A 24,250-nucleotide genomic window follows, 5' to 3' on the forward strand; every position below is an offset into this window, starting at 1 on the left:
GAGGGATTTTGTGACACATTTGCTAGAAACGAAAAATCTTAGCGTATCTTTTGGCGAGCATCATGTTATTAAAGATGTGAATGTAACAGTACAAAAAGGAAAGCTCATTTCCATTATTGGACCGAATGGTGCAGGAAAGACAACATTATTTAATTTACTAAGTGGACAAATTTCACCAACGAAGGGTGAAGTATATTTTAAAGGACAAGAGATTACAAATTTATCAATTTCAGATCGAACTCGATTAGGAATTGGTCGTTCTTTTCAACTTACAAATATATTCCCAGAGTTAACGGTACTTGAAAATGTGCGTTTAAGTGTTCAATCGTTCGTGCAAGATTACTATAGTTTTTTTCCAAGTCCGGCAAAATTTAAGCAACAAGTTGGAGAGGCGAGACGTTTCTTAAAAACAGTATTACTTCAGGAGAAAGAACATGTATTAGCGAAAGATTTAGCGCATGGAGAAAAACGAAAGCTAGAGCTTGCGATGTTATTAGCTTTAAAAACGGATGTGTTACTACTTGATGAGCCGACGGCAGGTATATCAGTTGAAGAGGTACCGGCTATTTTACAAGTGATTGAAAACATTAAGAAACATCCAGAGAGTACAATTGTACTTATTGAACACAAAATGGATATGGTACTAGGTTTGTCAGACCATCTTATCGTTTTATTCCATGGAGAGTTATTGGCTGAAGGTTTGCCCGAAGAAATGATGAAAGATGAGCGTGTACAAAGTGCTTATTTAGGGGGATTATATAGTGGCACTATTACAAGTGAATAATATAGAGACGTATTTAGATCAGTTTCATATTTTACAAGGGGTATCTCTTGCTGTTGAAAAAGGAACGATTACTGTACTGTTTGGAAGAAATGGGGCAGGGAAGACTACGACATTACGTTCGGTTATGGGATTTCATCCTATCGCACAGGGTGAAATTTATTATGATAGTACACAAGTAAATGGATTATCTACACATTTAATTTCAAGGAAAGGAATAGGGTATGTACCAGAAAATCAAGGTATTTTTCACGATCTGACAGTAGAAGAAACATTCGCTCTTGCTAGGGGAAAGGGAGAAGAAGCGGAAGAAAAAATTGAGTGGATGCTTGAACTATTTCCAGATTTAAAGCAGTTTTGGTACAAAAAAAGTGGACTTTTAAGCGGAGGACAAAAGCAAATGTTAGCAATTTCAAGAGCATTTATTAATAGTGATGGGTTACTACTTATTGATGAGCCAAGTAAAGGCTTGTCCCCCATTATGATAGAAAAATTAATGATAGCTATTTTGAAAATGAAGGAGAAAACAACAGTTTTACTCGTTGAACAAAATTTTATGATGGCTAGTCAAATTGGTGATTATTTTTATATTATGGATAACGGAAAAATTGTTCATAACGGTTTTATGCATGAATTAAAAGAGGATAAGGAAATGTGTCACAAATATTTAGGAATCTCTTAACATGAATCCGGGGTGAGAAGGATGGATGTGTTAATCAATTTATTTGTAAATGGGATTTCAACAGGGATGCTCATTTTTTTATTAGCATCAGGTCTTTCACTTATTTTCGGTTTAATGAGCGTTCTAAACTTCGCGCATGGTGGTTTATTTGCGTGGGGAGCGTTTACAGGTGTTTGGCTATTTAATCTGACAGGTAATTACGTATTAGCGTTAATTGGAGCAATAGCTATGGGAATGTTCCTTGGGTTCATTTTAGAAAGATTCCTTATTAGACCGGTATATGGAAACCACGTTCGCCAGCTTCTTGTTACGCTTGGAGGAATGCTTGTACTTAGTGAATGTATTAAAGTATTTTGGGGACCAAATCCAATTGGAGCAAAGTTACCGTTATGGCTACAAGGAAGTTTTACATTCGAAGGCGTTATATTAATTAAATATCGTCTATTCGTTATTTTAATTGGGATTATCATTTACATTGCCTTACTAGTATTGCTCAAAAAAACAAAGATAGGTCTTATGATACGCGCAGGAGTAATGGATAAAGAAATGGTTCAAGCACTTGGTATTAATGTAAAAGCGATATTTTCTTTCGTCTTTTTATTAGGGGCAGGGATGGCAGCATTGGGAGGATTCTTATTAGCACCGTATTCCGGTGTTATTTTCGCCGAGATGGGCATGCAGTATGCAATCTTAGCTTTCATAGTAGTAATTATTGGAGGATTAGGGAGCGTACAAGGTTCAGCAATCGCTTCTTTAATTGTCGGATTAGCTGGTGCTTTTACAGCGTATTTTATACCGGATTTATCACTTGCAATCAATATGTTAATGTTACTATTTTTCTTAATAGTGAAGCCAAATGGACTTGTTAGTGAAAAGGGGTGAAATGGTGAACAACACATCAAATCGAATTAAAGTATACTTCGGAGTATGTATGCTCATTTGTTTAAGTGTATTTCCATTCGTAAATGATTCACGGAGTTTGTTAATTTTGTTCACTCAAATCTTCATCTTTGCTATTTTTGCAATGAGTTTTGATGTATTACTTGGATATACAGGAATTGTATCATTCGGCCACTGTATGTTCTTTGGAATAGGAGCATATGGCGTAGCGCTTTTATTTGATCGACAAGGAGTATCCATAACGAACTTTTTAATAGGGATAGTAGCTGCAATTATCGTTTCAGCAATCGTTAGTTATATAATCGGTCTACTTTCTTTACGGCTGAAAAGTCATTTTTATGCGATGCTAACACTTGCTATTTCACAGTTGTTTTTCGTACTTGCTGAAAAATGGCGTGGGCTCACTCACGGAGGGGATGGTTTTACATTTGGTGTACCAGATTTATTCCGTGACCGTTTTACGTTTTATTATGTAACACTTATATGTTTAATTGTCATTTTTGTTCTGTTACGTCTCTTCACAAAATCTTCTATTGGAAAAGTATTAAAGGCAATTTCACAAAATGAGCAACGAGTTGAAGCATTAGGATATAAAGTTCTTCATTATAAAATTATTGCTAGCATTGTTGCAGGAGTAGTAGCTGCGATTAGCGGTGGTTTATTTGTTATTACACTGCGCTTTGTTAATACAACTGTATTTTCAATTGAAATGACATTAAATGCATTATTGATGACAATGATTGGAGGCGTTGGAACGTTAATTGGAGCAATTGCTGGATCCGGAATTATTGAATCACTGAAATATTATTTATCAGAACTAGCTACAGAGTATCCGATCTTTGAACGATGGACGATTATTCTTGGTTTATTGTACATTATCGTATTACTAGCTTTTCCGAAAGGATTAGTTGGCACGGTTAAGAGATTGAAGAATATGAAACGGAGTAAGAAGGAGAACAGTGCAGAAGTGGAGCAAAATATGTGAAAAATCAATTGTATAGAATATGAAAATCCCTCTTTTAGATTCGTAAAGGAGGGATTTTTATTGGCGTATGTAATTAGTTAGTTTAATAGCTCTTCTATTAATCAAATAGTTCATCAGGGATTTGTTTTAAAGAGTTTTGATTTGTAAAAAAATGAACAGCTAATTTCTCAACTGGAATATCTTCAATTGGTTCCAATTTATCATTTCTAATCGGTAAAAAGGCTATTCCGTTGCCATCGTTTATAAAATCTTCAATGAGTGAATAAGAATCTAATTGCTGAAGTTGATGCTGAGATAGATTATTTTCTTTTAGAAATTGTATCGTCTTATTTCTAAAAGGGCACTTTTTGTCATTGCTAACGAAGAAGAGTTCCTTTGAAAAGTCAATGTTACACTTTTCTTTCGCTTTTAATAAGCCTATAGAAATTGAAGTGGAAAATACTTTTTTAAACGCTGTGTCCGGATAATCCTCATAAGTAATGACCATATCAACGTTTTGTTGCTGCAGTAATTTTTGCAAATGACTACTATTTTCTACATATATTTGATAATTCCTGAAATTTTCTTTAATGCGCTTACTTACATAATTAGTCAAAATAGATTGTGACGTCGCAATTATATAAGAAGAACCACTCATTTTAATTTTATCTTTCGCTTCTTCTACTAGAGTTAATATTTGATTCGTGTAGTCTAATAAAATGTCACCAGAAGGTAATAAGGAAACGCCTTTGTTATCTCTATGTAGTAAAGGTGTTTCTAACTCTTGTTCTAATTTTTTGATTCGCTCAGTTACGTTCGGTTGAACATACCCTAACTCTTTCGCAGCTTTACTAATAGAACCTTCGCTAGCTACAGTTTTGAATATAATAAGATCATTTATTTCCATTTATCACAGCCCCTTATACGATATCATTATAAATGATACCAAACATAATTTATACCTATTTTACGCTGGCCAGTCATCGGTTTATCATTGTGTATATAAGATGGAAAGTGAGTGATAAACATGATTGGAATGCAATATAAGGTCATTTTGCCAAAGGATTATGACATGGAGATTATTAGAAAAAGGGTAGAGGATAATGGGTATAAAACGGATGGTTTTCAAGACCTAAATTTTAAAGCGTATTTAATTACTGAGGCAGATAAGGACGGAAATTTCTATAATTGTTATGCACCTTTATATATTTGGAGTGGTCATGAAGGGATGAATAAATTTATTTTTGAAGGGTATTACGATAATATTTTAAAATCGTTTGGGTGGCAACAAATAAATATAGGTGTTCCATTAGTTGTTAATGTAAAGGATGATTTTAAAAAATGTAGATATGTTGTTGAATATACGGGGAGTATCCCTCAAAAGAATTCATTGATTGGGACTCAATTTAATGCTATAAAACGGAATATTCAAAATACAGAAAAATGTAAAGGGAATGTAATAGTGTATAACCCAGATAAGTGGGGATATAGTCAGTTTGAATTTTATGAAGTAAAGCCTGAAATTGAAGAGATGGTGGATATTACAATATATGAGGTTTTACACATTTCACTTTGAAAATTTGTTGAAGTTAAATTAAGAAAAAGGAATGAAAATGTATGCCTTTTGTGAACGTTTATTATCATGAAAATATATTAAATGAAGAAGAGTTGAAAAAGATAGGTGAATGTATTCATCTTTCATTAATTGAACATTTTAATATCTCTGAAAATGATTTTTTTCAAATGTTTTTACCTTATCAACAAAATCACTTTTTATATAATCCATATTATTTATTAGAAAGAGGAGAAAAGAGAACAGAGAATATGATTTATGTTGCTATTACATGTGGACCGGGAAGAACGATAAAACAGAAAAGGGATCTTTATCAGTCCATATCCTTAAAGGTTTCTGAATGTTCTAGTATAAAAAGTGCAGACATTTTTATTACACTAAATGAGACAGCTGCTGAAAATTGGTCGTTTGGTAAAGGATTGGCGCAATTAGTAAAATGAAAGGAGAGTGAAATGATGAATGAATCCATTGAATATTGTATTCAAGAGAAAATGAGAGAAATGGCACCTGCATTTGCTCATTATAGTGAAGAGATATTGTTCGAGGAAGTGTGGCGGGATGCCACTTTAACATTAAGAGAAAGAAGTTTATGTACAGTGGCGGCACTAATTAGTCTTAATCAGACAGAACAATTACCATTTCATTTGCGGCTGGCAAAGCAAAATGGAATTATGGAAAATGAAATGATTGCATTAATAACACATATGGCTTTTTATGTTGGCTGGCCAAAAGCGGTGGCAGCTTTACATATAGCAATGAATGAAATGGAAAGTTAAGAATAACGATAAGAAAGAATTCATTTAAACATGAATTCTTTCTTATCGTTATTTATGCAATACTCTAATGAGATATTTTTCACTTTTTCTCTTGCTTTTTTATCACTTGCGTAGTAAAGTGATAGTAAGATTCACGATAGGAAGTGATCAAACATGCGTGATAATACGATTGGATCATTAATATGGTTACGTTTAATACGATTTACGAATCAAAGTAATCAGATGTCAAATGAGTTTTTAAAACGTTTTGATTTAACAACGGCTCAATTTGATGTGCTTTTGCAAATACGTACGTATCAGCCGCTAACACAAATGGAGTTAGCTGAAAAGGTAACTGTTACACAAGGCGGTATTTCTCGAATGTTAACTCGTCTTGAAAAAGAAGGATATATTGTACGAAAACAAGATTGGAAAACGAAAACAATTAGTCTGACAGAGCAAGGGGAAGTAGCTTTAGAGAAAGCATTGCCAGAGCAACTTGCATTTCAATCTTCGTTTTTTGATGATGTATTAAATGAAGAAGAGCAGAAAATATTATACGAACTAATGACGAAAGTTCATAAGCATAGCGAAAAAAAAGAATTACCACAAGAGTAATTTTTTTTTACGAAATCAATTAACTAATCAAGTGATGTTGTAAGTAATAGAGAGATACATTTGAATTACCGACGTTTTTAGAAGAGAAACTAATACCACTTCATTAAAGGGGAGAGTAATGATGGAAAAATACCGTATGGATACAAGTAAAGGAATGGAATTTGGATTATATTCAATTGGGGATCATGTTTTAAATCCACATAACGGAGAGAAAATTAGTGCTGAACAAAGAATTCATGAATTAATTGAAACAGCAAAGTTAGCGGATGAAGCGGGACTTGATGTATTTGCTGTCGGTGAAAGTCATCAAACGCACTTTACAACGCAAGCTCATACAGTGATTTTAGGAGCTATTGCACAAGCTACAAAAAATATAAAAATTGCAAGTTCAGCATCGATAATAAGTACATCTGATCCGGTACGAGTATACGAGGACTTTGCTACACTTGATTTGATTTCTAGTGGACGTGCAGAAATTGTGGCTGGCCGTGGATCGCGTATTGGGGGATATAGCTTACTTGGTTATGACGTGAATGATTATGAAGAGTTATTTGAAGAGAAGATGGATCTTTTATTAAAAATTAATAAAGAGGACCATGTAACATGGAATGGGCAGTTCAGAGCACCGCTTGCGCATGCAGCGGTTATTCCAAGAGCTAAAAATAATAACTTACCAATTTGGCGTGCAGTAGGTGGCCCGCCAGCTAGTGCGATTAAAGCAGGACGTGCAGGTGTACCAATGATGATAACGACACTAGGTGGTCCAGCTATTAACTTTAAAGGATCAGTAGATGCTTACCGTGAGGCGGCTGAGCAAAGTGGATTCAATCCAGCAAGTTTACCCGTTGCAACAACGAGTTTATTTTATACAGCGAAAAATTCCCAAGATGCACTTAGTGAATACTACCCTCACATTAATGCTGGTATGCTTACGCTACGCGGTGGTGGGTATCCGAAAGAACAATTTACAAATGCAATAGATTACCGTGACGCGTTAATGGTTGGTAGCCCGCAACAAATTATTGAAAAAATGCTTTATCAATATGAATTGTTTGGGCAACAACGCTTTATGGCACAAATTGATTTTGGTGGTGTACCATTTGATAAAATTGAGAAAAACATTGAATTAATTGCTACTGAAATTTTACCGGCTATTAGAAAGCATACAGCAAAATAATTTTAAAAAAACCGAGAGTCTAACTGATTCTCGTTTTTTTTATGTATTAATTCAGTTTGGAAAAATGACAAAAAAATGAATTTTTAGTCTAGAAAAAGGGAGGTGTTTTCTATTTTTGAATAACATTATTTCATGTTTGAATTTTGGGAATGCATTTTTCTCTTGACAAAAAAACAGTTGATTTTCTAATTGATTCATAGGACATTTTTTTGGAGGAAAGTCAAGCGTATGAAGAGAAAAATGATTATTTTATTGATATAAAAGTAAGTCTTATATTAAAAAAGTACATTTTATTTATGAAAAAAAACTAATTCAAAAAAATTCCAAAAGACATATTTCAGACAAAATGATGTCAATAATACGTCAAAAATCCGCTGAATTTACTATGCAGGAATATTATACAATTCGATTAACGGATAAAACACTACTGAAATAGTGAAAAGGTAAATTTTATGAAAAAGTTCTTTTGTAATTATCTTAAAAACTGAAAATTTATATTTTCTAAAAGTACATAAACAAATTTATCTTTCTATATTTCTAAGATTTGAGTTGTTTTATTAATACAATTCAATCGAAATTACGATATAAAAAATTATGAAGGAAGTGATTGTAGTATGGAAACGCTCGAATTGGCACGAATACAATTCGCATCAACAACGATTTTCCATTACTTTTTTGTTCCGCTGTCTATTGGTTTAGCTTTTATCATTGCGTTAATGCAAACCTTGTATGTGGTAAAGGGACAAGAAATTTATAAAAAGATGACAAAGTTTTGGACGCAAATATTCCTTGTTAACTTTGCGGTAGGTGTAGTAACTGGTATTTTACAAGAATTCCAGTTTGGTATGAACTGGTCAACCTATTCACGTTTTGTAGGTGATGTGTTTGGTCCATCACTAGCGATTGAAGGTTTATTAGCATTTTTCATTGAGTCTACATTCTTAGGTTTATGGGTATTCGGTGAGGATAAATTACCGAAGCGAATTCACCTTTTATGTATTTGGCTCCTTTCAATTGGAACAATGTTATCTGCATTTTGGATTTTAACTGCAAGTGCATTTATGCAATCGCCAGTAGGATATGAAATGGCAGCAGATGGACGTGCACAAATGAATGATTTCTTAGCAATTATTCAAAACCCACAATTATGGGTACAATTCCCGCATACAATTACAGCGGCAATTGCAACTGGTGCATTCTTTATTGCAGGTGTGAGTGCATGGAAAATAACTAAATCACAAGAAACTGAAGTGTTTAAAAAATCGTTCCGCATTTCTATCATTGTTGGAACACTTACAACTGCGCTAGTATTATTCTTCGGTCATGCGCAAGCACAACAATTAATTAAGACACACCCAATGAAAATGGCAGCAGCTGAAGCGTTATGGAATACGAGTGAGGATCCAGCGCCATTTACAGTATTTGCGAAAATTGATGCAGAGAAGCAAGAAAATTCGTTTGAAATTCAAATCCCTTATATGCTAAGTCTATTATCATATGATAAATTTAGCGGGCAAGTAGAAGGGATGAATCAAATTCAAAAGCAATATGAAGAAAAATATGGGCCTGGAGATTATATTCCACCAGTACACACTATGTTCTGGAGTTTTAGAGCGATGGTAATGAGTGGAACATTTATGCTTCTTCTAGGAGCGTACGGATGGTTCTTATCAAGAAAAGATCGATTAGCTGAAAAAACTTGGTATTTAAAATTAATGGTGTATGCAATTTCACTACCGTTTATCGGTAATACAGTAGGATGGATTATGACTGAAATGGGACGTCAGCCTTGGGTAGTTTTCGGTGTTATGAAAACGGAAGATGCTGTGTCTCCAAATGTTACGTTCGGAGAAGTATTATTCTCTTTAGTTTCGTTCACATCACTATATTTAATTATAGGTGGAATTACAGTTTACTTATTCGTTCGTATCATTAAAGGACATGAGAATAAGAAAGCGAAACAGGATTCTCAAAGCCATGATCCATTTGATAAGGAGGATGAGTATGTTATCTCTTAATGAGTTGTGGTTTATTATTATTGCGGTTTTATTCGTCGGATTCTTTGTACTTGAAGGTTTCGATTTTGGTGTAGGTATAGTTTCAAGGTTTTTAGGGGAAAACGATTTAGAGAAAAGAATATATTTAAATACAATCGGTCCATTTTGGCACGCAAATGAAGTATGGCTTGTTTGTGCTGGTGGTGCTATGTTCGCGGCATTCCCGCACTGGTATGCAACTTTATTTAGTGGGTTTTACATTCCTTTTGTGTTTATGCTTCTTGCTTTAATTATAAGAGGTGTTTCCTTTAAATTCCGTGCGAAAATAGACAATCATAAATGGAAAGGTTTTTGGGATTGGGGTATGTTTTTAGGAAGTTTACTACCACCAATCCTTTGGGGAGTTGCCATTGCTAACTTTATGGTAGGTATTCCAATTGATGAGACGAAAAATGCTGTAGGTGGATTCTTACAATTACTTCATCCATTTGCATTACTTGGAGGAGTTATGTTCCTTCTGTTATGTATTGTTCACGGATTGCAATTCCTTACTATACGTACAACTGGTAAGTTAAGAGAACGTGCGCGTATTGCTGCGTTGAAAATTGCACCGCTTGCAATTATAGCACTTCTTATTTTTGCCGGTGTAGGGTTATGGAAAACAGATATATTCACTGGTCATGGTACAGAGTGGATTATGGTTCCGATCGGAGCTTTTGTAGCATTATGTGCGTCAACATTATTAAATAAAAGAAGAAGAGATGGTTGGGCTTTCGTTATGACGAGTTTAACAATCATTTTACTAAGTGCGAGTGTGTTTGCCGGCATGTTCCCACGTGTCTTAATTAGCTCGTTAGGGTCAATATACGATTTAACAATTTATAATGCAGCATCGGGAGATTATGCACTAAAACTGATGACGTATTTTTCAATTGCTATATTGCCATTTGTTTTGGGAAGTCAAATATGGAGTTTCTATGTGTTTAGACAACCTGTTAAGTCAGATAAAGATTTGGAGTACTAATGAAAAGAAAAAGAGGACTTCCATCGTATCCTGGTAGCCGAGTTTTATATGTAGTGTTAACAATCATTAGCATTTTAGAAGCTATAAGTATTATTGCGCAAACAGTGTTTTTAGCGCGGGCTATTACGTTTTTATTTCAAGGAGAAACAGTGCAATCTGTGTTAAATGAAACTGTTTATTTTGGAATCATGTTTGCAGTACGTCACATGCTAGTTAGAATATCGCAAATATTAGTGGAACGTTTCGCTGAAAAAACAGGATCGCTACTGAGAAAACAATTAATAGAGGCGTATTTTACATTAGGTCCACGGTATGTTCAAACTGCTGGAACGGGTCATTTGGTTACCTTATCGATAGAAGGTATTGAGAAATTTAAAACATATATTGAATTAACAATTCCTAAAATGATTAGAAGTAGTATCGTACCGGGGTTAATTGTACTATACGTTTTTACGCTAGATATTGAGTCTGGAATCATTTTAGTTGTAACGATTCCTATCGTAATTATTTTTATGATCCTATTAGGATTAGCAGCGCAGAAAATGGCGGATAGCCAATATGAAACATATCGTGTTCTTTCTAATCATTTTGTAGATACGTTAAAAGGATTAGAAACCTTAAAGTATTTAGGTAAAAGTAAACAGCACGAAGGAAAGATTGAAAAAGTAAGTAAAAGATATAGAAAAGCAACGATGCGTACTTTGCGAGTTGCTTTTCTTTCTTCTTTTGCATTAGATTTCTTTACGAGTTTATCAATTGCATTTGTGGCGGTCGGATTAGGGATACGTTTAATAGATGGGACAATTGTACTATTGCCAGCCCTTACGATTTTAATTTTAGCTCCGGAATATTTCTTGCCGATTAAACAAGTTGGAGCAAATTATCATGCTACGTTAGATGGACAACTTGCAATGGAGCAAATAGAAGAGATTTTACAGCAACAAAAAGAAATAGGAAAGAAAGAATCTAATGTAGACCTAATATGGAATTCCTCTAGTAACTTGAAATTACAAGATGTAAAAGTAAAGAATGATGAATCGGAAAAAGCTATATTAGAGGGAATTGATTTTACTTGGAAAGGTGCCGGTGCTATAGGTGTAATTGGTGAAAGTGGGGCAGGGAAATCGACGTTAATTGACGTATTAGCAGGGTTTTTAACTCCTTCGGGTGGAAAGCTGATCGTAAATGGTGTGGAAATTGACGGGTCTACTCGTGAAGAATGGCAAAAGAATATTGCTTATATTCCGCAGCAACCTTACATTTTCCCGCTTTCATTAAAAGATAATATTTGTTTCTATGAAACAAATACAACCGATGAAGAAGTGGAAAGAGTTATTAATGAAGTTGGCCTTCGTTCACTCGTTACATCACTTCCAAATGGGATGTACGAAAGAATTGGAGAAGGTGGACGTATGCTTAGTGGCGGACAAGAACAACGTGTCGCAATGGCGCGCGCACTTTTAAGTAAAAAGCCAATTATTTTATTAGACGAACCCACAGCACATCTTGATATTGAAACTGAATTTGAAATAAAGCAATCGATGTTACGTCTGTTTGAAGGTAAATTAGTATTTCTTGCAACACATCGTCTTCACTGGATGAAACAGATGGATCATATTCTTATTTTAAATAAAGGGGAAATGATAGAAAGCGGAACGTATGAAGAACTTTTAAAGAATGAAGCATTACATTTTCACAGGAAAGAGAGGGGATAGAGATGAGTAACTGGATTAAACCTTATATACAGCAAAATAAAGGTAGAATGACTGTAACTATTTTCCTCGGCCTTCTTGGAGTTAGTTCAGGTGCGATGCTACTTTTCATTTCAGGTTATTTAATCTCTAAATCTGCTCTTAGACCAGAAAATGTAATGGCTGTATATGTTCCTATCGTTGCAACACGTGCGTTTAGTATAGGACAAGCGGTATTTCATTACTTAGAGCGTTTAGTTGGACACGATGTCGTACTACGCATATTAGAAAAGATGAGAACGAAACTATATAGGATAGTAGAACCGCAGGCGCTATTTTTCCGTTCACGATTTCAAACGGGTGATATGTTAGGTGTATTATCCGAAGATATAGAGCATTTGCAAAACCTATATTTACGTACAATATTTCCTAGCATATTAGCATTAGTTGTATATAGCATATTCGTACTTGTTATCGGTGCATTTGACGTAGTGTTTGCACTTATTGCAGCATGTATGTTAGCTATTATCGTTTTTCTTCTTCCATTTGTATCCTTGCTTTTAATGAAGCAACATCATGTTACTTTAAAACAAGGAAGAAGCCGTTTGTATCAACAATTAACAGACGCTGTTTTTGGATTATCAGATTGGCAAGCGAGTGGTAGAAAAGATGAATTCATTGATAAGTATGTAGAGCAAAATAATCAGTTGTTAAAAACGGAAAAAAGAATGAAACGCTGGAATCATATTCGGGATAGTATCATTCAATTAGTAGTGGGGATTGTAGTTATTTCAATGATCATATGGACTGGAAATGAGGCGGCAAGTGAACAGATTGCTCCTACCGTTATTGCGGCTTTCGTCTTAATGACGTTATCTGTCACAAACGCGTTAATTCCTCTTTCAGATGCTATCGATCGAATTCCATCATATGTAGAATCTGCTCATCGTCTAAATCAAATAGAAGGTAATGGTGTTTTACAGGATGAAAAGGAATTACCTAGAGATAAAGATTATGTTGCACCAAAACATATAGACATTGAATTAAATCATGTATCGTATAGTTATCCAGATAGTAATGAAATTGTATTGAAAGACGTATCATTACAAATAAAAGCAGGAAAGAAAATCGCTATTTTAGGAAGAAGCGGAACCGGAAAATCTACTTTGTTAAAATTGTTAACAGGTGCGCTAAGCCCATTGCATGGTGAAGTTTTATTGAATAGTGAACATGCTCACACGAATCTTTTATCAAAATATATTTCTGTATTGAATCAAAAGCCGCATTTATTCGATACGACAATTGGAAATAATGTGCGAATTGGCAAACCAGAGGCTACGGATGAAGAAATATGGAAAGCTTTAGAGAAAGCACAATTAGCTTCGCATATTGCTTCTCTTCCAGATGGATTACAAACAAAAATGCATGAGATGGGAAAAAGATTTTCTGGTGGGGAAAGACAAAGGGTTGCTTTTGCTAGAACGCTAATGCAAGAAGCACCAATCATTGTACTAGATGAACCTACAATCGGCTTAGACCCAAAGACAGAATTATCTTTAATAGAAACAATGTTTTCTGCAACGGAAGAAAAAACAGTAATTTGGATTACGCACCATCTTGTAGGAATGGAGCATGTTGATGAAGTAATATTCCTTGATCGTGGTCAAATTGTGATGCAAGGTAGTCATGAACAACTTCTTAAAGAAAACGAAAAGTATCGTATGCTTTATGAGTTAGACAAAGGAATATAATTTTATTCAGTATGTAATGGAAAAATAGCTACACCTAATGGTGGAGCTATTTTTTTGTTTTGAAATGAATATTCTATTCTTTTTTAATGATGGATGGCAAATGTATATGATCGTTACGAATGAAAAATGAATTTCATATTATACATATAATGGAGGGGATATACATGAAGGAGCAGTATAAAATTATTGTTTTAAGTGATGAATTATCAAGGGAGAAGATTCAAAATGCATTAGACAAAAATAAATGTAAAACAATCGTTCATATTGTAGACGTTTCAGCTATTGTTCAAATAGAAAATTCTTTTCAATATATAGTCATTTGGAGAGTGGACGCAGAAAAACTTACAAATGAATTGATAAACAGGGGCGTGCAAAGTACAAAAATTATTAATTTAACAAAATACATGTATGAATGGAAGAATAAATTAATTTCTATCTATCAAATAAATCCGGATCTTATGTCTCTATACATTTCTATGAAAAAAGCAAAGAGTGATCCGACGTATGAATTGTTTGCGACGGGCTTGTCTTATCCACATTGTGGCATAAGTACGGAGCTCCTCTCAAAAAAGTCAATAAAATTAACACTTCCATCGCAAGATCTATACTATGATTATTTAATAGCATCACAACTTCTATCAAACGATCATTCCTTTCAATATTGTTTGATAGGAATAGCTTATTTCTCATTTTACTTTGATATGTCGTTATCATCTGAATCATATAGAATTCACAAAGTATATTATCCATTGTTTCAAGACGGTCATCATACTGTCGTTCATTCTCCTCTATCCACTGATGGATTCTCACATCTAAATACTCCGAAACCACTTTTTTCTATTTTTAATTTGCATTTTGAATATATTTTATTAGACGAACTAAAAGATGAATCACTGATACTGCCCTGGATAAATGCTGAATGGAATACTACTCCTCCTCACATTCCTTTTGAAGAACACGGGAAAATAAGAGCAGCTTCACATGCTAAATTGGTATATCCTCATACTTTAGTTGAAAATAAAATGATTTTTAAGAAATATTTAGAATTACTGTTGAAAAACGATATAAAGCCATTAATTGTTGTGTTTCCCGTTACTTCACATTATTTCAATTGTAGTAGTAAGAAATTAAAAGAAGATTTTTATAAAGTTATAAACGATTTTCAAGCTCAATATTCTTTTGAAATTATAGATTTATTTGATTCACCATTATTTTGTGATGAAGATTTTTATGATAGTGATCATATGAATAAAAAAGGTGCAAATAAAATGTCCGTGTTATTAAATATGTTTATTCAAGAACGAAAAGTATGATATTTCGTTTCATGTCTGCATAAAAGTATATAGGCTCCATTCGGTTAAAGTGATGTGATTTTTGTGTCGCGTATATAAATAATATGCGAAGAGGTGAGAGAGTAAAATGAAAACTCGTATTGAAAGAACTGAAGAGGTGGTAGATCAACTTCCTTTGGTAAGTGTATTAATTCCTACATATAATCGTCCTCGCTTTTTTGAAGAGGCGTTATGTAGTGTGCTGGAACAAACGTACCCTAATATAGAAATTATAGTTGGAGATGATAGTACGAATGACGAAACAGAAAAGGTGTTACAAAAATACTTATGTGATCATTCAAATATTATTTATATAAAAAACAGTTCAACTCTAGGACAATTTGAAAATGCGCTCATGTTATTTCATGAAGCGAACGGTGAGTATATAAATTTTTTAATGGATGATGATATATTTCATGTGGATAAAATTAGAAAGATGATAAATTGTTTTTTCAATGATTTAGATAATGAAATTAAGCTTGTAACATCCCATCGTCAAGTAATTGATGAAAAAGGGAAAGAGCTACGACATATTTATTCAACTGTCCGTTTATTTGAAGAGGATACGATTATAGAGGGAACAGAATTAGCAAATAGGGTAATTGTGGATCAAAAAAATTATATTGGAGAACCGACAACAGTTTTATTTCGTAAAAATGATTTACAAGAACCGTATGGGATTTTTGATAAGAGGAGGTATCTTTGTAACGTAGATATAGCTTCATGGTTGTCTTTATTAAGTAAAGGAAAAGCGGTATATATAGCAGAGACACTAAGTTACTTTCGATTACATCCACATCAACAGTTAAATGAATCTAATAAAATGATGGATGGATTAGAAGATTTTTCACATAGTATTATAGCAGGAGAAAAATATGGTTTCTTATCTAACGAAAAAGAGTTAGATAAAGCGATAACTAATTTTCTAGATTATGCAAGAAAGATAGTTCCATCATCAATATTATATACATTAGACTATTATCAAAAAATTAAAGAAAAGAAAATAAACATAGAAAAGAAAAAACAACATATAAATAATAATTCTCCTTTACCGAAAGTAAGTATACTTATTCCTGCGTACAATAGACCGTATTACTTGGAATTGGCGCTTAACAGCGCTCTGAATCAAACATATGAAAATATTGAAATTATTATTTCTGACGACAGTACAAATAATGAAGTCAATGCTATGATTCAACCGTATTTACGTGAATATGAGTGTATTACATATGTTAAAAATGAAACTCCGTTAGTTGCTGAAAACTTTAATAAGTGTATAGAACTTGCGAACGGGGATTATATAAACTTTTTATTAGATGATGACTTATTTCATCATGAAAAGATTGAGAGAATGATGAAATACTTTTTGACGTTAGAAAATATTGCATTTGTGACGTCTTATCGTGAACTGATTGATGAGAACGGAGAGATATTACCACCCTCAAATTTGAATATGAAAATTGCGAAAGAAACTACACTTTTTGAAGGAAAAGAATTAGGGAATTACATATTGAAAAATTTAAAAAATATAGTGGGTGAGCCGACAACTGTTCTCTTTAATCGGAACTTGTTTGAAGGGAAGTTTGGGTATTTTAAAGGGAAGTCTTATTCTGCTATTAATGACATTGCAACTTGGTTAGATATGATGAGGAAAGGGAAAGTAGTTTATATAAAAGAGCCTCTTAGTTATTTTAGACAACATAGTGGACAAAATCAAAAACAAATGCATTTTATTTTAATGACAATTGAAGAGTGGATTGAATTAATTATAGATGCATATAATAGTGGGTTTTTAAGTTCTGAGAGGGATTATAAAGAGAGTTTATCTTATTGTTTAGAAAATGCGGGATTTATAGTTAAGGATGCAGTAAGAAATGGAGAACTAGATCAAATTTATAATGAAAAGATTAAAAAAGGATTAAACAAGCTAGTTGCTCATATGTTTGAGAAAGAATCTTGTTATTGTCAATATTGCAATCAACAATTTGAAAAATTTTCACCTTGGCCAGCACATTATGATTTTCCGAAATATAAATTTGAGATGTGGAATAAAGATACAGGGATATGTCCAGTTTGTAGTTCAATGGATCGTGAAAGATTGTATCGTGCGTACATTGAAACGGAAACGGACTTGTTAAGTAGAAAATATACTATGCTTCATATTGCACCTGAAGCGAATGTAAGAGATTGGTTTAACGAGTATAAAAATATTACGTATGTATGTGGGGATATAGAATCAAAGGATCCATTAATGAAGGAAATTGATGTTACAAGCATTACATATGATAGTAATACGTTTGATGTAATTTTATGTAGCCATGTATTAGAACACGTTCCTGATGATGACAAAGCAATGCGAGAGTTATATAGAGTTTTAAAGCCAAATGGCTGGGGAATTATTCAAGTACCAATCGTAATGAATGTAGATTCTATTATAGAGAATAAATTAATTGTAACACCACAATTGAGGAAATTAGCTTTTGGTCAAGAAGATCATGTGAGAATATATAATCAATCTGGATTCGTTCAACGATTAATGAATGCAGGATTTAAGGTGGAATTATATAACATAGTTGAAAGGCAAGGAATGAAAAGTGCGAGGAAATTGGGCTTATCTGAAACAGATATGCTCTATATTGTCCGAAAATGATAGGAAGGAATAGATAGATATGGAGAATATTCCTTTTTTACGTGCTTCAACTGTACCAGTAATTGAGTATTTGGATGAATTGAAGGAAATTGATACATCGCACATATATACGAATTATGGACCTATAAATCAACGTTTTGAACAAACGATTATGTCGGGATTTTTTCAGAACAGGGGAGCTGTTACAACAGTAGCAAACGCAACGTTAGGGTTAATGGCGGCCATTCAACTTAAGAAAAGAAAAAAAGGAAAGTATGCCCTCATGCCTAGTTTTACATTCCCAGCAACTCCATTAGCGGCTATTTGGTGTGGATTGGAACCTTATTTTATTGATATTTCAATAGAAGATTGGTATATAGATAAAACAGTACTTTTGGATAAGATTGAAGAATTAAAAGAAGAGGTTGCGATTGTTGTCCCGTACGCAACGTTTGGCTCATGGATGAACTTAGAAGAATATGAAGAATTAGAGAAGAAGGGGATTCCGGTTGTCGTAGATGCGGCACCGGGATTTGGATTAATGAATGGAGGGATGCATTACGGTCAAGATTTTAGTGGAATGATCGTATATAGCTTTCATGCAACAAAGCCTTTTGGAATTGGTGAAGGAGGGCTCATATATAGTAAAAACGAAGAAGATATACAACGTATTAAAAAAATGGGGAATTTCGGATTTGATACAAATCGTGAATGTACGATGATGGGCTTTAATTGTAAAATGTCTGAATATGCAGCTGCTATTGGGATTGCAACTATGAAAACATGGGATGAAAAATTAAAAGAACGCACCCGTATTTCTGAATGGTATAAACAGTTGTTACAAAGTAATAGATTAATGAAAAAAGGATGGAAACTCCAAAGGACAAAAGCAGTTATTCAACAATTTATGCCTATTCTTTGTCCGGAAGAAGTTCGCAACATACAAGTAATAGAAGAATTGAAAAAACAGAAAATAGAAGCTAGATTATACTTTTCGCCATCATGCCATCAACAAGTTTTTTTTAGAAATTATAAGTCTACAGATTTAATAGAAACGAATAAAATAGCAAAACGAATAGTAAGTTTGCCTTTATGGGAAGGGATGACGAAAGAAATAGTAGAACAAATTGTAATCTGTTTAGGACAGAAGGTGGTGTCGGCAGATGAATAGTTTTTATAGTCAAGAAGAGCTAAAGAAAATTGGATTTTTATCTGTTGGGAAAAATGTATTGATTAGTAAAAAAGCAAGTATATATAATCCAGGTGTTATATCAGTTGGTAATCATGTAAGAATTGATGATTTTTGCATTTTAAGTGGCAAAATCACAATTGGAAGTTATTCGCATATATCAGCGTATACAGCGTTATATGGAGGGGAAGTTGGGATTGAAATGCATGACTTTGCAAATATCTCAGCTAAAACAATCGTATATGCAGTACTAGATGATTTTAGTGGAAATACTTTAATGGGGCCAACTGTCCAGAAGCAATATAGGAATGTGAAAACAGAAAAAGTTATTTTAAAAAAACATGCGATTATTGGTGCTGATTCTATTATTTTTCCAAATGTAACTATAGGAGAAGGCACGGCAGTAGGTGCGATGAGTATGGTGAAAGAGAGTTTAGAAGATTGGTATATTTATGCTGGAGTTCCCGTAAGAAAAATAAAACCTCGTCAAAGAAAGATGCTAGAGTTAGAAATTGATTTTTTAAAAAACATTCATTCTTAACAAAAAGAATGAATGTTTTTTATTTTTATGGTGTAGCAGAGTGTGTATCTTAACTTATTATGTTTTAAATTTTGCTGACCAAGGCAATACTGAGCCATAGTGAATGTAAAGTTGGAGGGCGAGCGTATATGTTTGATGAGGATGGGATTGTTTTAATTATGGAACCGGCTGATGAAAGAAACTGGAGGAGATTTATTTTTTCAGTACCAAAGTCAGTGTATGAAAAGAAAGGGCTTACATTACACTATGGAACAGCTATAGGACAAGGGTATACGGATATAATTGAAGATATTATTAGCGTACATATAGAAGTAGATGTTGTAACAGTAATCGGGCATGTAAGAGGGTAAATAGCTATTTGAAAAAAGGTTATAAGTAATTTAGCTAGAAGTTAGGATAGAGAAACTTACAGACCATTATAAAGACGAAGGGAGCCTAAAATGAAAATAAAATCAATTTTATTAGTATTTATAGTTACAATTGGTTTGATGGGATGTTCACTAGTTGAACAAGGAAAGAACTCCATAGATTATGCTCAAAAAGCGACAGACTATGTAAATGAAATAAGTGCGTTTGCAAATGATGCACCAGCATTAGCTGAAAAGGCCGTTAATGATAGCGAAGCTCGAAAAGAATTAGAAACGAAGCTTAGTGAAATTAAACAAGATATACCCGCTTTCAATGAATTAACGCCACCTGATGTAGCAAAGGATCTTCATCAGCAAATCGTCGGATATAATGAAAAGCTAAATACGTTAATTGATACGGCGATGACAAAGATAGAAGAAGGGAAAGTGGATGTAGAGCAATTTAAAAACTCTGAGCTTATGCAGACGGTAGATCAAGTTCGAGATTTGAAAGATAAGATACAAAATTTAGGGCAATAATGAAAAGCTCCGGTTGTAATAACGGAGCTTTTTTATATTTTCTAATGGAAAAGTCCATTATATTTTCTTCCTATGGTATAAGTGTTTTTTATCAAGCTGTTTGCCGGTTAGTCCAATTGGTGAGGGCTGATTAAAATTTCACTTTATATCTTCCATTTTTCTAAAATATGTATTGTTTTTTTAGTTGCATCCATTTTCACTTGAACACCTATAGGTATAGTGATCATCGGATGGGTATGACAGCAATCAAAGTCAGCTAGTAAAGGAATTCTTTGGTTTTGCAGTACTTCTAATAGTATTTCGTAAGGTTTGCGATTTGAACCACAATCATCAAATTGCTCATGCTTTCCAAGAATAATACCTGAAATTTTATCAAATACACCGTTAATTTTAAGTAATGAAAAGCTTCTTTCAATAGTAGCTGCATCTTTTGAGCTATCCTCAATAAATAGAATATCTCCTTCTTGAATACACGGCATAAAAGAGCTACCCCAAATTCCTTGTATTGTATTTAAGTTGCCGCCAATTATCCGTCCAGTAGCTTGTCCATTTGTTACGGAAATCCAATTATTTGGTCTAAGTTCTTTTTCTTTCGTTTTCTCTTCCCAATTAATAAATTCGTCTGACCAAAATAAAGGTTGTTTTATGTTGTAAGGAAGCGCTTGATCATGCAGTAATGTTTCGGCAAAATATTTGTATGTATCATCTACAAAAGGCTGGAATTCTCCAAAGGAGGGAACGAGTGCCGGACCGTAAAATGTAGGGATTCCTGTTTTTGCATAAATTCCTAGTAATAAAGCTGTTGCATCTGAATAGCCAATCATTATTTTAGGGTTATTTTGAAAAGTATCATAATCAATATAAGGTAATAAGGAATTAGAATTTAGACCGCCAATTGTTGACATAATACAGGATACATTAGGATTTCTTATTAAAGCATTCAGTTCCTCAGCACGCTCTTGTATACTACCCGAACGATAATAATCATATCGACCTGTTAGTGAACCTTCTAATATATGAAATCCTTTCTGTTGTAAGTAAGATTTTGCTCGTTCAAATCTTTTGGGAGAAGTGTAGGTTACTGGAGAAGAAGGTGAGTAGATCCCAATTGTGTCTCCGTATTTTAATGATTTTGGAAGTAGCATTTGTATAAATCCCTTCTATTTAAATAGTTTATTCGCGAGATTTTGTAATTGAATATTCTTATATTTCGGTGTTTTTATTGTAACATAAATACATTGAAATAATAATTGCTGTAGATGAATAAATATGCTTTTTACCTTGACGATATTAAGGGAAAGTTGTTATGGTTGAATGTGAGTGTATAAAAGGGTTACTAAAGGAGTTTTGAAATGAAGCAGTTAAAATGGGGAAGGGTAACGATCCTATTAGTTATTATTTTAGGGGTATGTTGGTTCTTATTCCAAGGAACTCAAAAGAGTACAGCAAGTGTAGAGGGACCACCTTTACAAGTGGCAGAACTACCTGAAACAGGATTAACTGAAAAAGTAGTACCACCAAAGTACATACCACCGGAAATTGATGCAAAAGCAGCTATGATTATTGATGCGAGTGATGGAGATATTATTTATCAATATAATGAAAATGAAGCTTTTGCACCAGCTAGCATGTCAAAGATGATGACAGCGTACCTTTTATTAGAAAATGTACATAATGGGAAAGTTCGCTGGGAAGATCCGGTGAAAATGAGTGCGAAAGCGGCACAAACAGAAGGTGCGAGAATCCCAGTTCAAGTGAATGACACATTGACTGTTAAAGATCTGTTCCATGCATTAATGATTGAATCAGCAAATAATTCGGCTGTGGCGTTAGCGGAACATATGGCAAAAACGGAGAAAGATTTCGTTCAACTTATGAATGCAAAAGCGAAACAGTTAAAAATGTCGGATTATGCTAAATTCGCAAATGCATCAGGACTACAGGAACCTGATGGAAGTGAGACGAAGATGACAGCTGCTGATGTAGCAAACTTGGCATATCATCTTATAAAAGATTATCCAGAAATATTAGAAGTGACTCACTTACGTCAAAGTCAGTTAGCATTTAATAATATTAATGTTATAAGTACAAATGATATGTTAAACAAAAATAATAAAGCTTTATATATAGAAGGAATAGACGGATTAAAAACAGGATTCACAGATAGCGCAGGGTATTGTTTCACGGGAACAGCAAAACAAGGGGATACTCGTATTATTACAGTTGTAATGGGAACGAAAGGTAAAACGAAGCGTTTTACAGAGACAAATAAGCTAATGTCTTATGCATTTGGCTTAGTTAAGTAAGTAAAATATTGAGTTAGATCATTATATAAGAAAGGCAATTTGTTGTTACGTATGATCAGTAACAATAAATTGCCTTTTTATTTTTAGCATTATGAAATAAAAAGGTAAAATATGTGAGTTTTATTATTTGAGTTTAGTATTGTTTGTTGATATTATAAAGTTAGAAGCTTATTAATGATAAGTTTCGAGAGGCGTAATGTGAATTATACATATGAAAAAGCCTCAAATGAAAATTGGAGGGAATTATGATGGCAAAAGATTTTTACTCAGCAATTGAAGACCGAAGATCTATCTATGCGATTAGTAAAGAGCAAGTAGTTTCTGATGAAAAAATTCAAGAAGTGATTTATCATGCTGTAAAACATACACCTTCAGCTTTTAACTCTCAGAGCGCTCGCGTTGTCGTCTTGCTAGGAGAACAACATGATAAGTTATGGGATATTACGAAAGAAACGTTACGAAAAATTGTACCTGAAAATAACTTTGCATCTACTGAAGAAAAAATGAATGCATTTAAAAGTGGTTATGGAACGGTTCTATACTTTGAAGATAGTCAAGTGGTGGAAGAACTGCAAGAAAACTTTTCATTATACAAAGAGAACTTTCCAATTTGGTCTCAGCAATCCTCAGGAATGTTACAATTTGCAATTTGGACAGCTTTAGAAATCGAAGGATTTGGTACTACATTGCAGCATTACAATCCATTAATTGATGAAGAAGTGAGAAAAGAATGGGAAGTTCCAGAAAGCTGGAAGCTTACTGCGCAAATGCCGTTTGGTAAACCAGTGGTACCTGCAGGTGAAAAAGAATACCAACCATTAGAAAACCGTGTGAAAATTTACAAATAATGTAGGAACGATAAAAGGTGAACAGGGATACAACCTGTTCACCTTTTATAAGTAATAAGGATTTTTTTGATAGGAATTTTTCATCTGATTTTTTAATTCGTTTTTACGTGTTTCAATAGTTGATACTTTTTGTAAGGTGATAATTGAAACGAATTGAAAAAAAGCATAGTATAGTTCAATATTTTTATTTATAGGATCATCTATTATGTTTTTCATAAATATACCTCCTTTTTGATTCCACTATTTACGGGCAATAAGATTTCCATCTCAAAATTTAATGTAACCGACCTGTGAAAGTTCGATTGGTTTTAGTGTAGGGTAAATAAAATTTGAATGGATTAAAATACTACTATATATATGATAATATAAATATCCTGAAAATTCCATAGGTAGTGAAAAGTAGGTAGTTGAAAGTGTATTTTCGTCAAATTAGAACAGGATTTTTGAAGTTAAATCTTACAAATCGTCAAATCTTTTAAAAGCGATAGATAGTATCAAAAATAGTTTTCTAAAAATATTATACTATTGATAAAAAAAGTATTTTTTGTCATGATAAGAGTATGCTACATGGAAGGAACTTTACTAGAAAATACATTCTTTGCATTG

General features: G+C 33.4%; 24 protein-coding genes. 21 read left to right on the forward strand and 3 right to left on the reverse strand.

All coding sequences use genetic code 11. From position 1 onward, the window contains the following. Positions 1–10: 10 nt before the first annotated feature. The 4 genes from ATN06_RS09790 to ATN06_RS09805 are packed head-to-tail and all read left to right on the forward strand — an operon-like array spanning position 11 to position 3,348. A complete protein-coding gene (locus ATN06_RS09790; protein ID WP_000149333.1) occupies positions 11–784 on the forward strand; it encodes an ABC transporter ATP-binding protein in 774 nt (257 codons plus the stop codon). Further along, positions 762–1,463, forward strand: a complete 702-nt coding sequence (locus ATN06_RS09795; protein WP_060630467.1) for a branched-chain amino acid ABC transporter ATP-binding protein — start codon at positions 762–764, stop codon at positions 1,461–1,463. Before ATN06_RS09790 ends, ATN06_RS09795 begins: the two co-directional genes overlap by 23 nt. A 21-nt stretch (positions 1,464–1,484) precedes the next feature. After that, the gene (locus ATN06_RS09800) at positions 1,485–2,345 is read left to right on the forward strand and encodes a branched-chain amino acid ABC transporter permease (protein WP_060630468.1); all 861 of its coding nucleotides are present in this window, start codon (positions 1,485–1,487) and stop codon (positions 2,343–2,345) included. A gap of 49 nt (positions 2,346–2,394) precedes the next feature. Beyond that, positions 2,395–3,348: a branched-chain amino acid ABC transporter permease gene (locus ATN06_RS09805; protein ID WP_060633116.1), complete on the forward strand. Its 954-nt coding sequence runs from the start codon at positions 2,395–2,397 to the stop codon at positions 3,346–3,348. A 97-nt stretch (positions 3,349–3,445) separates the two neighbouring features. On the opposite strand, the gene ATN06_RS09810 is transcribed toward ATN06_RS09805, so the two are convergent. Beyond that, entirely contained in the window at positions 3,446–4,234 is a 789-nt protein-coding gene (locus ATN06_RS09810) for a LysR family transcriptional regulator (protein ID WP_060630469.1), read from the reverse strand. 120 nt (positions 4,235–4,354) lie between these two features. Here ATN06_RS09810 and ATN06_RS09815 point away from each other — a divergent pair, with 120 nt between their 5' ends. From ATN06_RS09815 to ATN06_RS09885, 15 genes are all read left to right on the forward strand, one after another. Then, a complete protein-coding gene (locus ATN06_RS09815) occupies positions 4,355–4,903 on the forward strand; it encodes a DUF4865 family protein (protein ID WP_060630470.1) in 549 nt (182 codons plus the stop codon). Positions 4,904–4,944: 41 nt separating this feature from the next. Continuing rightward, a complete protein-coding gene (locus ATN06_RS09820) occupies positions 4,945–5,340 on the forward strand; it encodes a tautomerase family protein (protein ID WP_060630471.1) in 396 nt (131 codons plus the stop codon). Positions 5,341–5,352: 12 nt separating this feature from the next. Further along, positions 5,353–5,676 carry a carboxymuconolactone decarboxylase family protein gene (locus ATN06_RS09825; RefSeq protein WP_060630472.1) on the forward strand — a complete coding sequence of 108 codons (324 nt, stop codon included), beginning with the start codon at positions 5,353–5,355 and terminating at the stop codon, positions 5,674–5,676. A gap of 153 nt (positions 5,677–5,829) precedes the next feature. Further along, the gene (locus tag ATN06_RS09830; RefSeq protein ID WP_060630473.1) at positions 5,830–6,273 is read left to right on the forward strand and encodes a MarR family winged helix-turn-helix transcriptional regulator; all 444 of its coding nucleotides are present in this window, start codon (positions 5,830–5,832) and stop codon (positions 6,271–6,273) included. A 121-nt stretch (positions 6,274–6,394) separates the two neighbouring features. After that, positions 6,395–7,450, forward strand: a complete 1,056-nt coding sequence (locus ATN06_RS09835; RefSeq protein WP_060630474.1) for an LLM class flavin-dependent oxidoreductase — start codon at positions 6,395–6,397, stop codon at positions 7,448–7,450. A 614-nt stretch (positions 7,451–8,064) separates the two neighbouring features. Further along, the gene (cydA, locus tag ATN06_RS09840) at positions 8,065–9,468 is read left to right on the forward strand and encodes a cytochrome ubiquinol oxidase subunit I (RefSeq protein WP_060630475.1); all 1,404 of its coding nucleotides are present in this window, start codon (positions 8,065–8,067) and stop codon (positions 9,466–9,468) included. Next, a complete protein-coding gene (gene cydB, locus ATN06_RS09845) occupies positions 9,455–10,471 on the forward strand; it encodes a cytochrome d ubiquinol oxidase subunit II (RefSeq protein ID WP_016088315.1) in 1,017 nt (338 codons plus the stop codon). The genes cydA and cydB overlap by 14 nt, the downstream gene beginning before the upstream one ends. Next, positions 10,471–12,186, forward strand: a complete 1,716-nt coding sequence (gene cydD, locus ATN06_RS09850; RefSeq protein WP_060630476.1) for a thiol reductant ABC exporter subunit CydD — start codon at positions 10,471–10,473, stop codon at positions 12,184–12,186. Before cydB ends, cydD begins: the two co-directional genes overlap by 1 nt. A gap of 2 nt (positions 12,187–12,188) precedes the next feature. Continuing rightward, positions 12,189–13,913, forward strand: coding sequence for a thiol reductant ABC exporter subunit CydC (gene cydC, locus ATN06_RS09855; RefSeq protein WP_060630477.1), 1,725 nt, complete (start codon positions 12,189–12,191; stop codon positions 13,911–13,913). A gap of 164 nt (positions 13,914–14,077) precedes the next feature. Next, positions 14,078–15,226 (forward strand): hypothetical protein, encoded by a 1,149-nt coding sequence (locus ATN06_RS09860; protein ID WP_060630478.1) that lies wholly within the window; start codon positions 14,078–14,080, stop codon positions 15,224–15,226. 106 nt (positions 15,227–15,332) lie between these two features. After that, entirely contained in the window at positions 15,333–17,894 is a 2,562-nt protein-coding gene (locus tag ATN06_RS09865; protein WP_060630479.1) for a glycosyltransferase, read from the forward strand. Between the two features lie 19 nt (positions 17,895–17,913). Further along, positions 17,914–19,044 (forward strand): aminotransferase class I/II-fold pyridoxal phosphate-dependent enzyme, encoded by a 1,131-nt coding sequence (locus ATN06_RS09870; RefSeq protein ID WP_060630480.1) that lies wholly within the window; start codon positions 17,914–17,916, stop codon positions 19,042–19,044. Further along, the gene (locus tag ATN06_RS09875) at positions 19,037–19,603 is read left to right on the forward strand and encodes an acyltransferase (RefSeq protein ID WP_060630481.1); all 567 of its coding nucleotides are present in this window, start codon (positions 19,037–19,039) and stop codon (positions 19,601–19,603) included. The genes ATN06_RS09870 and ATN06_RS09875 overlap by 8 nt, the downstream gene beginning before the upstream one ends. A gap of 128 nt (positions 19,604–19,731) precedes the next feature. Then, on the forward strand, positions 19,732–19,953 hold the full coding sequence (locus ATN06_RS09880; RefSeq protein ID WP_033691611.1) for a hypothetical protein: 222 nt from the start codon (positions 19,732–19,734) through the stop codon (positions 19,951–19,953). A gap of 90 nt (positions 19,954–20,043) precedes the next feature. Beyond that, positions 20,044–20,490 carry a DUF6376 family protein gene (locus ATN06_RS09885; RefSeq protein WP_000695209.1) on the forward strand — a complete coding sequence of 149 codons (447 nt, stop codon included), beginning with the start codon at positions 20,044–20,046 and terminating at the stop codon, positions 20,488–20,490. A 143-nt stretch (positions 20,491–20,633) separates the two neighbouring features. Here the strand turns inward: ATN06_RS09885 and ATN06_RS09890 are convergent, their stop codons facing one another. Further along, the gene (locus ATN06_RS09890) at positions 20,634–21,635 is read right to left on the reverse strand and encodes a S66 family peptidase (protein ID WP_060630482.1); all 1,002 of its coding nucleotides are present in this window, start codon (positions 21,633–21,635) and stop codon (positions 20,634–20,636) included. A gap of 207 nt (positions 21,636–21,842) precedes the next feature. On the opposite strand from ATN06_RS09890, the gene ATN06_RS09895 reads away from it, so the two are divergent. Together ATN06_RS09895 and ATN06_RS09900 are read left to right on the forward strand one after the other, a co-directional pair. Beyond that, the gene (locus ATN06_RS09895; protein ID WP_060630483.1) at positions 21,843–22,796 is read left to right on the forward strand and encodes a D-alanyl-D-alanine carboxypeptidase family protein; all 954 of its coding nucleotides are present in this window, start codon (positions 21,843–21,845) and stop codon (positions 22,794–22,796) included. A 245-nt stretch (positions 22,797–23,041) separates the two neighbouring features. Further along, entirely contained in the window at positions 23,042–23,644 is a 603-nt protein-coding gene (locus ATN06_RS09900) for a nitroreductase family protein (RefSeq protein WP_176225738.1), read from the forward strand. 45 nt (positions 23,645–23,689) lie between these two features. Here the strand turns inward: ATN06_RS09900 and ATN06_RS09905 are convergent, their stop codons facing one another. Further along, positions 23,690–23,860 carry a hypothetical protein gene (locus ATN06_RS09905; protein ID WP_060630485.1) on the reverse strand — a complete coding sequence of 57 codons (171 nt, stop codon included), beginning with the start codon at positions 23,858–23,860 and terminating at the stop codon, positions 23,690–23,692. Positions 23,861–24,250: the final 390 nt, after the last annotated feature.

The sequence above is a fragment of the Bacillus thuringiensis genome (genome assembly GCF_001455345.1).
Lineage (GTDB): Bacteria > Bacillota > Bacilli > Bacillales > Bacillaceae_G > Bacillus_A > Bacillus_A thuringiensis_N.

What these genes read in the sequence shown, in the direction of transcription:
- ATN06_RS09800 (WP_060630468.1), top strand. Translation starts at nt 1,485, where the DNA reads ATGGATGTGTTAATCAATTTATTTGTAAATGGGATTTCAACAGGGATG.
- ATN06_RS09805 (WP_060633116.1), top strand. Translation starts at nt 2,395, where the DNA reads ATGCTCATTTGTTTAAGTGTATTTCCATTCGTAAATGATTCACGGAGT.
- ATN06_RS09810 (WP_060630469.1), bottom strand. Translation starts at nt 4,234, where the DNA reads ATGGAAATAAATGATCTTATTATATTCAAAACTGTAGCTAGCGAAGGT.
- ATN06_RS09815 (WP_060630470.1), top strand. Translation starts at nt 4,355, where the DNA reads ATGATTGGAATGCAATATAAGGTCATTTTGCCAAAGGATTATGACATG.
- ATN06_RS09820 (WP_060630471.1), top strand. Translation starts at nt 4,945, where the DNA reads ATGCCTTTTGTGAACGTTTATTATCATGAAAATATATTAAATGAAGAA.
- ATN06_RS09825 (WP_060630472.1), top strand. Translation starts at nt 5,353, where the DNA reads ATGATGAATGAATCCATTGAATATTGTATTCAAGAGAAAATGAGAGAA.
- ATN06_RS09830 (WP_060630473.1), top strand. Translation starts at nt 5,830, where the DNA reads ATGCGTGATAATACGATTGGATCATTAATATGGTTACGTTTAATACGA.
- ATN06_RS09835 (WP_060630474.1), top strand. Translation starts at nt 6,395, where the DNA reads ATGGAAAAATACCGTATGGATACAAGTAAAGGAATGGAATTTGGATTA.
- cydA (WP_060630475.1), top strand. Translation starts at nt 8,065, where the DNA reads ATGGAAACGCTCGAATTGGCACGAATACAATTCGCATCAACAACGATT.
- cydB (WP_016088315.1), top strand. Translation starts at nt 9,455, where the DNA reads ATGTTATCTCTTAATGAGTTGTGGTTTATTATTATTGCGGTTTTATTC.
- cydD (WP_060630476.1), top strand. Translation starts at nt 10,471, where the DNA reads ATGAAAAGAAAAAGAGGACTTCCATCGTATCCTGGTAGCCGAGTTTTA.
- cydC (WP_060630477.1), top strand. Translation starts at nt 12,189, where the DNA reads ATGAGTAACTGGATTAAACCTTATATACAGCAAAATAAAGGTAGAATG.
- ATN06_RS09860 (WP_060630478.1), top strand. Translation starts at nt 14,078, where the DNA reads ATGAAGGAGCAGTATAAAATTATTGTTTTAAGTGATGAATTATCAAGG.
- ATN06_RS09865 (WP_060630479.1), top strand. Translation starts at nt 15,333, where the DNA reads ATGAAAACTCGTATTGAAAGAACTGAAGAGGTGGTAGATCAACTTCCT.
- ATN06_RS09870 (WP_060630480.1), top strand. Translation starts at nt 17,914, where the DNA reads ATGGAGAATATTCCTTTTTTACGTGCTTCAACTGTACCAGTAATTGAG.
- ATN06_RS09875 (WP_060630481.1), top strand. Translation starts at nt 19,037, where the DNA reads ATGAATAGTTTTTATAGTCAAGAAGAGCTAAAGAAAATTGGATTTTTA.
- ATN06_RS09880 (WP_033691611.1), top strand. Translation starts at nt 19,732, where the DNA reads ATGTTTGATGAGGATGGGATTGTTTTAATTATGGAACCGGCTGATGAA.
- ATN06_RS09885 (WP_000695209.1), top strand. Translation starts at nt 20,044, where the DNA reads ATGAAAATAAAATCAATTTTATTAGTATTTATAGTTACAATTGGTTTG.
- ATN06_RS09890 (WP_060630482.1), bottom strand. Translation starts at nt 21,635, where the DNA reads ATGCTACTTCCAAAATCATTAAAATACGGAGACACAATTGGGATCTAC.
- ATN06_RS09895 (WP_060630483.1), top strand. Translation starts at nt 21,843, where the DNA reads ATGAAGCAGTTAAAATGGGGAAGGGTAACGATCCTATTAGTTATTATT.
- ATN06_RS09900 (WP_176225738.1), top strand. Translation starts at nt 23,042, where the DNA reads ATGATGGCAAAAGATTTTTACTCAGCAATTGAAGACCGAAGATCTATC.
- ATN06_RS09905 (WP_060630485.1), bottom strand. Translation starts at nt 23,860, where the DNA reads ATGAAAAACATAATAGATGATCCTATAAATAAAAATATTGAACTATAC.